Here is a 12,133-nt window from a genome sequence, read left to right on the forward strand (position 1 = left end):
TCCAAACGAGCGGCGGGTGCGCTGTCGACTCGGTTGCGTAGCCGTTTGAGCCCGCGTGGGTGGGCTTGGAGACGCAACGGCTGGGGTGCCTGGTTGAGGCGGCCTTGTTTGGTGAGGCGGTGGCTGGGGCGACGCTGGTTGGCCGGCTGTGTTGTGGGGCATACGGTGGCGGTCTGTCGAGGCTCACGGTGGATACGATGCCCGGTTGAGGCGGCTTTGTTGGTGAGGTAGTAGCTGGTGAGCTGTCTGGTCGGCGAGCCGCCATACGAGGCTTGCGGTCGATATGGGCTTTGCAGGCGCGGTGGCTGCGTTGCCTGCTTGAGGCCGGCCTAGACGGTGTGGCGCCTGGATGGCGACGCTGCCTTGAAGGTGGCGTGATAGCGGCGTGCGCTTGAAATGCGGCTGGATGCGTTGCCGTGCGGGACGCACATAGACGCTTTGACCTCCGGAGCGCGCAACAGGCGCCTCGCCGTTCGGGCCTGTAGCGCTGCAGCCTTTCGCTCCGTGCGATGGATGCGCTGCCGTTCGGGGTGCGCGGCTGGAGCATTACTGTTCGGGCATGCGACGGGTGGTGCTGCCGTTCGAGGTGTGCGGCGGGGACGTTGCTGTTCGCGGCGTGCGACGGGGTGCACTGCTGCTCGATATGCCTTCCGCGCACCGCCGCTCACGCCAGGGCACGTGGCGACCAACCGTCAGGCGCAAGTGGTCTTCTGATATCACCGCGGAGTGGTCGTACCTCACTGGACCACTTTTCCCTAAGTTGGTGGCACTGACTCCGACATCAATCACTCTCCAGGACGTATCTCGTACCACCGCGCCAAGCTACAGCTGACCTGTGCTCCTGGGAGATGTCCAAGCAAGAGGAACCTTCATGATCGACATAGGCAAGCTCCTTCCATCCGATCGGGATGTCTGGGAGGACTTGTTCCGCGCGTACATCGACTTCTATCGGCGCGTCGAACCGGACAAGATGTACGACCGTGCATGGCAGGAGTTTCAGGCGGACACTCGTCTGCACGCCTTCGGTGCGCGGCTGGACGGCAGGCTCGTCGGCATCACACACTTCTTCACCCACGCGAACACCTCGGCGCCTGACACCGACGTCTGCTACCTGCAGGACCTGTTCACCGCTCCAAACGCCCGAGGTAGAGGCGTGGCTCGCGCGTTGATCGAAGCCGTGACCGATTGGGCCCGGGAACGCGGCTGCTCCCGCGTGTACTGGAACACGCACGAGTCGAACGCGACAGCACGCAGCTTGTACGACAAGGTGGCTGAGAATCGAGGTTTCATCAGATACCAGATCGAACTGTCGTAGTAGAAGCTTCCCGACGCGACCGGGGCATCCGTGCGCAGTCGGGCCCACCCTCGCAAGTTGGAGGAGCGTGACCGCCGCTGCGCTCCTTTGGGATGTCCGTAAGGCGGGGAAGCCCGTCACGACTGCCCACCCGCGGCCCCGTCGGGCAAGGACCGCAGGCCTCGGCGTGCCAGGGTCACTGCAGCGGGCGGCCATTAGGCGGGCCGGTGCTGCGGACGTAACGGCCACCTGTTCGCCCGTCGCGGCCTGGTGGCGGTGCGACGGCAGGATGCGGCACGCTGTGCGGCCTGACGGGTGCTTTGGCTGCGGAGGGATGAGTTGTTGGCCGGTACTGCTATCGGCAGCGGCGGTCCGGTGCTCCACGCTATGCGCGCAGGCTGGCAAGGGTGACGGGGGACGCTGCTCACCCGAGTGATGTGGTGAAGTCGGCCAGCTTGTGACAGCAGGCCGACGGCGGTCACGGTGGTGACGGAGCGGTCACGGTGGTGATGGCGGTCATGGTGGTGATGGCGGTCATGGTGGTGATGGCGGTCATGGTGGTGATGGCGGTCATGGTGGTGATGGCGGTCATGGTGGTGATGGCGGTGATGGCGGTCATGGTGGTGAAGCGTGACGGTGGTGACGGCGTCACGGTGGTCAGGGTGGTCACCGTGGTCACTTGTCACGGTGGTGACGGTGGTCACGGGGATGACTCATGATCACGGTGGTGGCCGCGGTGACGGGGATGACGCACGATCACGGTGGTGGCCGCAGTGACGGGGAGGACGGGGGACGGCGGACGGAGGACCGGGGACGTAACCCCGACGGAAGGATGGAGGGAAGGTCTGGTAGCCCGACGCCTTCGGCTGCGACGGTCAGACGTAGCGCTCTTTGAGGCCTGATAGGTCTTTGGATGCTGCAGCCAGGTCTGGAACCACGCCTGGCCGCCATACGGGCGTGCTGGCCAGGTACAGTGCCCTGTGCTGCTTGGTGGGTGCGGTCGCTGTGACCTGGCGATCAGTGGAGCGGGTTCCGGGGCTAGGTGAGATGGTTGTCGACGTCAGGGAAGCCTCTGAGATGCCCGCGAAAGGGGGCAAAAAGCGGCTCCAGGCAGGCAAAGCGGGGTGGCGGCGTCCAATGGATTTCTGAATCCAGGTAGCGTTCGCACTATGGCATCGCCAACTGGAACCACAGACGCGCCCTTCGGCCGCATGCTGACCGCCATGGTCACGCCGTTCACTCCTGACGGCGAGGTCGATTATGTGGCCGTGCGACGTCTTGCCACCTATCTGGTGGACGAGCAGCGCAACGACGGCTTGATCGTCAACGGGACGACTGGTGAGTCGCCCACCACCTCGGACGAGGAGAAGCACCGCATCGTCAGCGCTGTCCTCGATGCGGTTGGCGATCGCGCGACTGTGGTTGCAGGAGCGGGTACCAACGACACCCGTCACAGTGTCGAGCTCGCGAAGCAGGCGGCACGTGCGGGTGCGCACGGCCTGCTCCTGGTGACGCCTTACTACAACAAGCCTCCTCAGGAGGGGCTGTACCAGCACTTCACCGCCGTCGCGGACGCGACCGACCTTCCGGTGATGCTGTACGACATTCCGGGACGCAGTGGCGTCCCGATCAAGACCGAGACTCTGCTGAGGCTGGCGCAGCACGAACGCATCGTGGCCGTCAAGGACGCCAAGGGTGATCTGTTTGCCGCCAGCCAGGTGATGAGCGCGACCGATCTGGCCTTCTACTCCGGCGACGATCTGCTCAACCTGGCCTGGCTCTCCCTGGGGGCGGCCGGGTTCGTCAGCGTCGTCGGGCATGTGGTGGGCGCCGATTTGGCGCGCATGATCCATCTGCACAAGAACGGCGAGGTCGCCCAGGCTCTGGCTGTACACAGCCAGGTGACCCCTGTGGTAGACGGGATCATGCTGCGCGCGGGTGGCGCGATCATGGCAAAGGCGGCACTGAGCATGGTGGGCGTACCGGTGGGTCCGGTACGGCTGCCGCTCGTGGACGCGACAGAGACGCAAATCGCCGAGCTGCGTGCTTGCCTGGTAGCCGGCGGGGTGAAGTTGACAGACGCATAGGAACGGGGAGGAACCGGGAGTTTTGAGAACACGAACTGACCGTGGGGGCCAGGCATGAGCCATCCGCATCCTGAGCTTGGTCCCCCGCCGGTGCTGCCTGACGGCGGCTTGCGCATCGTCGCGCTCGGCGGGTTGGGGGAGATCGGCAGGAACATGGCCGTCTTCGAATACGACGGCCGCCTGCTGATCGTCGACTGCGGGGTGCTCTTCCCCGAGCCCGATCAGCCGGGTGTCGACCTCATCCTGCCCGACTTCGAATACATCAGAGATCGGCTCGACGACGTCGAAGCCGTGGTACTCACGCACGCCCACGAAGACCACATCGGGGCGGTGCCATACCTGCTGCGCGAGCGGCGCGATATCCCGCTCATCGGATCGAGGCTCACGCTTGCCCTGATCGAGGCCAAGCTGACCGAGCACAGGATCCAACCGACCAAGCTCGAGGTCGTCGAGGGTGAACGGCACACCTTCGGGCCGTTCGACTGCGAGTTCCTCGCGGTCAACCACTCGATCCCCGACGCGCTGGCCGTCGCCATCAGGACGCCTGCGGGCATAGTCCTGCACACCGGCGACTTCCGCATGGACCAGTTGCCGAGCGACGGCCGCCTCACCGACCTCGGCGGTTTCGCCAGGCTCGGCACTGAGGGCGTCGACCTGCTGATGTCCGACTCGACCAACGCCGAAGTACCAGGGTTCGTCACCAGCGAGCGCGAGATCGGGCCGGTCATCGACGAGGTCATCCGCACCTCCGAACAGCGGGTCATCGTGGCCAGTTTCGCCTCGCACGTGCACCGCATTCAGCAGGTGATGGACGCCGCCGCCAAGCACGGCCGCAAGGTGGCCCTGGTCGGACGTTCGATGGTGCGCAACATGGGCGTGGCCCGCGACCTGGGATATCTCAAGGTGCCGCCGGAGCTGATCGTCGACTCGCGCGACATCGAGGAGTGGCCGCCGCAGGACGTGGTGCTCATCTGCACCGGCTCCCAAGGCGAGCCCATGGCCGCACTGTCCAGGATGGCCAACCGCGATCACCCGATCCGCATCGCCGAGGGGGACACCGTACTCCTGGCCTCGTCGCTGGTTCCGGGGAACGAGACCGCGGTCAACAAGGTGATCAACGGGCTGAGCAGGTGGGGTGCCCGCGTCGTGCACAAGGGCAACGCCAAGGTGCACGTCTCCGGCCACGCGGCCGCCGGCGAGCTCCTGTACGTGCTCAACCTGACCCGCCCGTCGAACTTCATGCCCGTTCACGGTGAGTGGCGTCATTTGCGTGCGCACGCCAAGTTGGCCGCCCTCACGGGCGTGCCCGAGGACCACATCGTGATCGCCGAGGACGGCGTCGTGGTGGACCTGGTCGACGGCCGAGCGAAGATCGTCGGTGCGGTTCACGCCGGATACGTCTACGTCGACGGCACTTCGGTCGGCGAGATCACCGACACCTCGCTGAAGGACCGCAGGATCCTCGGCGACGAGGGGTTCATCTCGGTGGTCGTCGTGGTCGACTCCAACACGGGCAAGCTCACCGCCGGCCCCGAGATCCACGCGCGTGGTTCCGGCATCGATCCAGCCCAGTTCGAGGTGTTCATCCCGCAGATCGAGCGAGCCCTCGAAGAGAAGGCCGCAGACGGGGTGGTCGACATGCAGGAGATCCGGCGGGTGGTCCGCCGTACGGTGGGACGCTGGGTAAGCGACACCTATCGCCGCCGTCCCATGATCATCCCTGTAGTCCTCGAGGTCTGAGCTTTCCCACGGTACGGCAGGCGCGTTCGCCTGCCGTACCCCTGGGGAAGCAGGCGTGGGGCAGGCGTCCGGTCGCGTTGCGTGCTCCTTCGGGAGGTCTACGGAAGGGATAGGCGTGGGACGGGTGCTCGCCCGTGTCGCGTGTTCCTTCCGGAGGTCTACGGAAGGGGCAGGCGGGGGGCGGGCGTCCGGTCGCGTTGCGTGTTCCTTCGGGAGGTCTACGGAAGGGATAGGTGTGGGGCGGGCGTCCGCCCGTGTCGCGTGTTCCTTCGGGAGGTCTACGGAAGGGGCAGGTGTGGGACGGGCATCCGACCGTGTCGCCTGCTCCTTTGGGAGGCCTATGGAAGGCTGGGCAATTCGATGCCTTCGCGTCTTCGGGTGAGCACTACTGGCGTCGACGATTCGGTGCTGTTGTCTCTCTGGGGTGCCGGTGGTCTGCCGGTTCCGGCAAGGTTGCCCTTCGAGGTGGGTGCTGGTCGTCAGTGTTGTTTGGTGGTCTCGCCCTCCGGGGCGGGTGCCGGTCATCTGAGGTTTTTGGCGGTCTCGTCCTTCGGTGTGGCCTCTAGTGGTTTGTGGGACTTGGCATCGCTGTCCCTCTGAGCGGGCGCAGGCGGTGTCGATGGTTCGGTGCCATCGCCGTTCAGGGCGGCTGCTGGTGGGCTGAGGGTTTGTTGTCCTCCCTGTCCGTTGAGCGGACGCAGCTGGTTTGGATGGTGTGGCGTCGTTTGCCGTTGTGGGTGGCTGCTGGTGGGTTGAGGGGTTTGTTGTGCTCGCTGTTGGTTGAGCGGACGCAGCTGGTTTGGATGGTGTGGCATCGTTCGCCGTTGTGGGGGCCGCTGGTGGGCTGAAGGACTCGCTGTCCTTGCCACTCGTGAACGGGACTGGTGGCTTTGATGCTGATGGGCGCCCCATGGGGCCGCAGGAGCCATGCCTGCGAAGGGTCGACGGTGCTGCGGGCGACCCGATTCGCTGGATGTTGCTCGCCGTAAAACGCGGTTGAGTTGTCTTGGGGCTTTTGCGTGCGGCAGGGCGTCGGCGCGCGCCGGTCGGATCGCATATTGCTGACGACTGGTCCTTTTCGGTTTGCCGGGAGGCGGTGAGCCGATGGATCCTGCTGGCGCCTCCGCGTTCGGTGAACGGGCCCGATTGCTTGTCCTGTGGGTGCCGCCGCGACAGTGTTGCGGCGTACCTCTGGGAGACCGATGATGCGGCGGATGAGTTGCCAGGTGCGTCTGAGGCGGGAAGTGGCGCTCGGCCTGGTTGGTGATGGGGCGGTCGCATCAAAGGCTCCACGGCGGACATCTCAGGCGTCCCTCCGGCCTACCAGCCACATGGCCACCGCCAATGGGAACACCGCGTACGCGACCAGCACGGCGGCGGCCGCTACGGGAGATAGGAGGGAGCCATATACCGACGTGGTGATGAGGTCGCCAGTGATCTCGCGGGGAAGTGCGCCGATCATCACCGACCCGAGGCGTTCACTCCATGGCTCCGGGATGTTGCCGATGATCATGGGGATCACGTAGACGAGGCCGGCCAAGGTGGCGATCGAGGCGGCGGCTGAGCGGAAGAGCGCGCCCAAGCCCAAGCCGAGCAGTGCAAACGTGGGCACCGTGAGGCTGATGGCAATGAGGAGCGGCAGTCGGTCCGTAAAAGCGTCGGTGTACGCGCCGGAGAAGCGGTCGCCCAGCACCCATCGGGTGACGAAGTAGGTGCCGAAGGCCGTCACCAAGCCGACGATCAGGCCCAGCGCGCCGACAATGGCGGATTTGGCGACGAGTACGGGCCAACGGCGCGGGACGATGGTCAAGCTCGTTCTGATCAAGCCGGTCACGTATTCGGAGGTGATGACAAGCGTGCCCAGGATGCCCATGCACAGTTGGGGCACGATCACGATCACCTCCTCCAGGTCCGCGATCCGGGCGCTGGGTCGCTGGGCGGCGGGGGCGGTGTCGTACATATTGGCGGCCATCATGGCGAGCGCGAATCCCAAGAGGACCGTGCCGAGGCTGAGCCCGAGAATCAGGTGCGTCGAGCGGAGGGAACGGACCTTCAGCCATTCCGAGGTAAGAACGCTCATGCTTCCGTCCGCTCCGAGCTGAGGATGCCCATGCGGGTACCCATTCTTCGGATGAGTGTTTTCATGGGGATTGGTCCGTTCATAGGGGAAATTCTTCGTTATGCCTGTTCTTGAGGCGTGAACGTTCGTGCGGCCTTGCGTTCCGAGGGCCTTTGCTGTGGGTGCGGGAACATTCGGTTAGGTGATGGTGAGGGCGGTCGTGTGCCCGTCGTTATGGCGCTTACTGAAGGCGCTTGAGTGAGAGCATGCCGCCGCCCCGCTGGGAAACGCTCACGCAAGTGGATCTTCCCGCTGCTGAGGGATGCTCGTACAAGCGTCCCTTGGTGAGGCGAAAGCGTGCTCGTTTGCGTTGTTGCTGCGGCTGGAGCATGCATGGACGTTGGTTCTTGGTTCTGGGTGCAGGGGTGCTGAACGGTTATGCATCCTTGTGGCGGGAGCGTTCATATAACTGGCTGCTCGTGTGGTGAGAGCGGGCTTTGCTGTCCGTGCTCCAGTAGTAAGGGCGGGCTTAGCTGTCCGCGGTCCGGTGGTGAGAGCGGCTTCGCTGTCCGCACTCCAGCGGGCGACTTCGCTGCCCGCGCTTCTGCGGTGAAAGTGCGTCTGGGGCTGCTCGATCGTGTCGTGGGGGATGCTCGTGTCACGGTGCCGGATGTTCCTGGGGGTTTTCGGTTCCAGCGGGGGCCCACGACCGTTGGTTTTGGGCTTAATGGCGGTGTATGGGTGGTTGTCTCGTTGGCTACTGGTGTCTGGGGGTGTTCGTCCTGGAAAGGGAAGGGAGGACTCAGACGTCTCTTCGGTTGAGTTGGTAGTAGCCGATGGCGAGGGCAACGAGGGGGTAGGCGAGGAGGGCGGCTAGTGCGGCCCAGGGAGGCAGGAGCCCGTCGCCCAAGCGCGAGGAGAGACGCTGGTCGGCTATTTGGGGGACGAGGTTCGGTAGGAGGAGTGTGGCCACGCGGGTGTTCCAGGGTGGGGGCAGGTAGTTGACGACACCCGGTAGCACGAACAGAAGTGCCACGATCGAGACGATTGCTCCTGCTGTTGAGCGGATCGCGGTGCCGAGGCCGAGGCCTACCAATGCCAGGGCGCTCACCGACAGGCCGGACGCGAGCAGCATTGGGAGGTCGTCGATGATCGAGGTGTTGTTGAAGCCCAGCTCGTGACCACTCGCTATCAAGCGGCTCGCCGAATAGGTGACCAGGAGGACCGCGTTCGCGGTTGTCAACGTGGCCAGGCCGACGATGCCGGCCTTGGCCAGAAGTAATGTGCCGCGGTTGGGGATGGCGATCAGGCTGGGGCGAATCGACCCCGTGGCGTACTCGGAGGTGATCGTGAGCACGCCCAGCACCGCCAGGCTGATCTGGACGAGCGGAAGAAAGCCCTGCTCTGGGGCCGCTGCCCGCAGCTCGCCCCGCTCCTCGGCCAGACTGCTCACATAGAGGGTCCACGCCACACCCAGGAGCACTGTGAGGGCCGCCGTACCCAGCGTCTGGTAGGTGGAGGTCACTGAGCGCAGCTTTAGCCATTCGGCAGAGAGGGCCGCTTTCATCGGGACGCTCCGTACTGCACGCTGCCGGCGGTCAGGGCCATGTAGGCGTCTTCGAGCGAGGGGTAGCGCGCTGTCAACTCCGCGACGGTGGCTTCGGTGATCAGCTTGCCGCGGCCCACGATGATGATGCGCTCGGCGGTGAGGGCCATCTCGCTCATCAGATGGCTGGAGAGCAGGATCGTGCGCCCTTCGGCGGCCAGAGAACGCATGAGGTCGCGGATCCAGCGCACGCCATCTGGATCCAGGCCGTTCACCGGCTCGTCGAACATCAACACGGCCGGATCGCCGAGCAGTGCCGACGCTATGCCGAGCCGCTGTTTCATGCCGAGTGAGAACCCGCCCACCCGTTTTCGGGCCACGCGTGCCAGGCCGACCTGGTCGAGCACCTCGGCCACTCGCCTGGGGCCGATGTCATTGGTGCGGGCCAGGGACAGAAGGTGGTTGTAGGCGCTGCGGCCGCCGTGGACGGCACCCGCGTCGAGGAGGGCGCCCACCTCGTGCATCGGCTTGGCGATCGACGTGTATCGGCGCCCGTTGACCAGCGCTTGGCCGGAGGTCGGGGCGTCGAGACCGAGGATCAGGCGCATCGTGGTGGACTTGCCCGCGCCGTTAGGGCCGAGGAAGCCGGTGACGTGACCCGGCTCGACCTTGAACGACAGGTCGTCCACGGCGAGGGTGCCGCCGTAGCGCTTCGTGAGGTGCTGGAGTTCGATCACGCCGTAAAGAATGCGGGACGGCGGGCCGCCGGCGCGTCGGACCACGGTTCGAATCTCAAGGTCAGACCCTGGGTTGACGTGAGGAGGCCGTCGCAGCGGCTACCGTTCAACGCGTGGACGACACCCATCCCTTCTTCGCCAGGCGATTGAGCCGTGGCCAGCTGATCATGCTCGATCTGGCGGCGGGGATGTGCTTTGCCTTTGTTTCTTTCACGGTGGCGGTGAACGCCATCGCGCTGCCGCCCTGGATGAGGATCGCTATCCCTCTCTGGCTGGGGCTGCCGCTGGCGCTGCGAAGACTGTGGCCCCTGCCCGTCTTCTGCTTCACGTTTGTGGTCGCCATCTTCGCCGCGCTGGTCGACGCCGTGGGGTTCGCCTACCTGGCGCCCGCGTACGCGCTTTATATAGTCGCCCTCTCCGACAGGTTCGGGGCTGTGGTCCCGACGTCGGCCATCGGCGGGTTGAGCCTGGTCACGGTTCTCGGCCTGGCTGTAGCAGGCGCACCGAGTGACACCGCTCCAGGATGGCTGTTGCATCTTGACCAGCCACTCATGGGGATCGCAGCGCTGGGCGGCGCTTGGACGGTCGGTCGGGCCGTGCAGGAGCGCAGGCTCTACGCCGCCCGCGACGCCGAGCGGTTAGCGGCGCAGGCGGTGACGGAGGAGCGTTTACGGATCGCTCGCGAGCTGCACGATGTGGTCACGCACAGCGTGGGATTAATCGCCGTCAAGGCCGGCGTGGCCAATCACGTGATGGCGACCAGGCCGGACGAAGCGCATGACGCGCTGCGTGTGATCGAGACGGCCAGCCGGAGCGCGCTGGTTGAGATGCGCTATTTGCTCGGTGTGCTTCGATCTTCGTCCAAGCCCGACCTTGTTCCCGCACCTGGTCTGGCGGGGATCGAGGGGCTGGTGGCGCAGGCTCGGCTGGCGGGTGTCGAGGTCAGGCTCGAGGTACGGATCGGGAACGGCAAAGAAGGTGGAGAAGGGAAGCTCGAGAGGCGAGGCCGGATGCCTGAGGGCGTGGGGCTGTCGGTTTATCGCATTGTGCAGGAAGCGCTGACGAATGTCATCAAACATGCCGCGCGCGCTCGCTGCTGGGTGTCCGTGGTGGCCGATGGCAAGAAAGTACGGATCGAGGTGGTGGACGACGGGACGGGCAGTCGCACGTCGTCCGCTGCCGGCACCGGGCATGGTCTGATCGGGATGCGGGAGCGGGTCATGATGTACGGCGGGACGTTTGAAGCCGGACGCCTTTCTGGGCGGGGGTTTCGTGTTTTCGCCGAACTGCCCTATGAGGAGGTCTCGTGATCCGGGTGGTTATTGCCGATGATCAGGCGTTGCTCAGGGGAAGTTTTCGAGTGCTGGTGGACTCAGAGCCGGATCTGGTTGTTGTCGGTGAGGCGGCCACTGGGGTGGAGGCTGTTACCGTTGCTTTGGAGCAGCGGCCGGATGTCGTGCTTATGGACGTTCGAATGCCTGAAATGGATGGGATCGAGGCCGCTCGGCGCCTTCGGGATGTTTCGCGAGTGCTTGTGGTGACGATGTTCGACCTCGATTCTTACGTCTATGATGCATTGCGGGCGGGGGCCAGCGGATTCCTGCTGAAAGACACGCCGCCTGCGGATCTGCTCGCCGCTATCCGCGTGGTCGCGAATGGGGAGGCGCTGCTGGCGCCTACGGTTACGCGTAGATTGATTGAGGAATTCACGCGTACACCCGTTCTGCCTCGGGTGAAGGGGTTGGACGGGGTTACGGATCGGGAGCGTGAGGTCCTGATGTTGATCGCGCGAGGCTTGGCCAATGGGGAGATCGCGGAATATCTTCAGGTCAGTTTGGCTACAGTGAAGACTCATATCACCCGGTTGCTGGCCAAGTTGGAGGCTCGGGATCGGGCGCAGCTTGTTATCGCGGCGTATGAGAGCGGACTCGTTTCTGCTGCAGGTTGAATTTGCGCGCACCGGCGCCCATTCGCGGCGTTAATGTTGGAGCTGTCAGCGTTTTGTTGGATCGATATTGGCGGCCTTGTTGAGGAATCGGCTGAGGTCTCGGCGGCCTTGGGTGACGCCATAAGGTTTGGCGGGGTGAGTGGGTTGAGGTGATCAGGTTGTTCTGGCGAGCCATTCGAGGTGGGCGCCGTCGAATGGGCCCTTTCTGCGACCTACTGCGTCGAGTAGCCAGCGTGCAGTGGTTTCTGCCTGGGTGATGAGCTCGGGGGGATAGCTCAGAAGGACCTGATGTTCGGCGAATTCGTCTTCGTCGTCGAGTATGAGCCGGCCGTCTCGCATCCTGATCACGTCGAGATCGAGGTCGAGCATCGTCACCTCGCCGTCTCTCCACTCGGGCACGGTCGTGACGTCGACGTAGATCTCGGCTCGATGGGGTGGTGTGTTGAAGGACGCAGTCCACCAGGCGTTTCGAGGGAATAGCATGATCGCAGTACTCTCCCACGTGACCGGTGGGCCCTCGCCCTTGCGGGCGAGGGTGCCGCCGGGGACTTCCGCCCAGACTCCGTGTTCGTCCTCGCCCAGCAGCCGGCCGGGGTGGTTCCAGTGCAGCGCTCCGCCGTACTTTCGGTACACAATTCGCACATCGGTCACGTGTGGCAACTTATCCGGGATGCGTGGGCTGCAGGACTCAGGGCCCTACGCATTGCGCAGGGCCCTGTTTG

At 64.9% G+C, this 12,133-nt stretch carries 9 protein-coding genes and 1 pseudogene; 6 read left to right on the forward strand and 4 right to left on the reverse strand.

The window, feature by feature from the left end; genetic code table 11:
- Positions 1-871: 871 nt before the first annotated feature.
- The 4 genes from ACIBI9_RS15985 (at position 872) to ACIBI9_RS16000 (ending at position 5,121) form a co-directional block, all read left to right on the forward strand.
- Complete coding sequence (locus tag ACIBI9_RS15985; RefSeq protein ID WP_397222805.1) at positions 872-1,315, forward strand: GNAT family N-acetyltransferase; 444 nt, start codon at positions 872-874, stop codon at positions 1,313-1,315.
- 482 nt (positions 1,316-1,797) lie between these two features.
- Positions 1,798-2,013 carry a hypothetical protein gene (locus tag ACIBI9_RS15990; protein ID WP_397222807.1) on the forward strand — a complete coding sequence of 72 codons (216 nt, stop codon included), beginning with the start codon at positions 1,798-1,800 and terminating at the stop codon, positions 2,011-2,013.
- A gap of 450 nt (positions 2,014-2,463) precedes the next feature.
- A complete protein-coding gene (dapA, locus tag ACIBI9_RS15995; protein WP_397222808.1) occupies positions 2,464-3,381 on the forward strand; it encodes a 4-hydroxy-tetrahydrodipicolinate synthase in 918 nt (305 codons plus the stop codon).
- Between the two features lie 54 nt (positions 3,382-3,435).
- Positions 3,436-5,121: a ribonuclease J gene (locus ACIBI9_RS16000; RefSeq protein ID WP_397222809.1), complete on the forward strand. Its 1,686-nt coding sequence runs from the start codon at positions 3,436-3,438 to the stop codon at positions 5,119-5,121.
- A 1,303-nt stretch (positions 5,122-6,424) separates the two neighbouring features.
- Here ACIBI9_RS16000 and ACIBI9_RS16005 read toward each other — a convergent pair.
- The 3 genes and pseudogenes from ACIBI9_RS16005 to ACIBI9_RS16015 all read right to left on the reverse strand — a co-directional run.
- Positions 6,425-7,201, reverse strand: a complete 777-nt coding sequence (locus tag ACIBI9_RS16005; protein WP_397222810.1) for an ABC transporter permease — start codon at positions 7,199-7,201, stop codon at positions 6,425-6,427.
- 781 nt (positions 7,202-7,982) lie between these two features.
- Positions 7,983-8,747, reverse strand: coding sequence for an ABC transporter permease subunit (locus ACIBI9_RS16010; protein ID WP_397222811.1), 765 nt, complete (start codon positions 8,745-8,747; stop codon positions 7,983-7,985).
- Between the two features lie 62 nt (positions 8,748-8,809).
- A pseudogene (locus ACIBI9_RS16015) lies at positions 8,810-9,463 on the reverse strand (ABC transporter ATP-binding protein); the annotation flags it as partial.
- Between the two features lie 113 nt (positions 9,464-9,576).
- Here ACIBI9_RS16015 and ACIBI9_RS16020 point away from each other — a divergent pair.
- On the forward strand, positions 9,577-10,773 hold the full coding sequence (locus tag ACIBI9_RS16020; protein ID WP_397222813.1) for a sensor histidine kinase: 1,197 nt from the start codon (positions 9,577-9,579) through the stop codon (positions 10,771-10,773).
- The gene (locus ACIBI9_RS16025; protein ID WP_397222815.1) at positions 10,770-11,411 is read left to right on the forward strand and encodes a response regulator; all 642 of its coding nucleotides are present in this window, start codon (positions 10,770-10,772) and stop codon (positions 11,409-11,411) included. The genes ACIBI9_RS16020 and ACIBI9_RS16025 overlap by 4 nt, the downstream gene beginning before the upstream one ends.
- 153 nt (positions 11,412-11,564) lie before the next feature.
- On the opposite strand, the gene ACIBI9_RS16030 is transcribed toward ACIBI9_RS16025, so the two are convergent.
- Positions 11,565-12,062 carry a DUF402 domain-containing protein gene (locus ACIBI9_RS16030; RefSeq protein ID WP_397222817.1) on the reverse strand — a complete coding sequence of 166 codons (498 nt, stop codon included), beginning with the start codon at positions 12,060-12,062 and terminating at the stop codon, positions 11,565-11,567.
- Between the last annotated feature and the right edge of the window lie 71 nt (positions 12,063-12,133).

The organism is Nonomuraea sp. NPDC050451, from assembly GCF_044458585.1.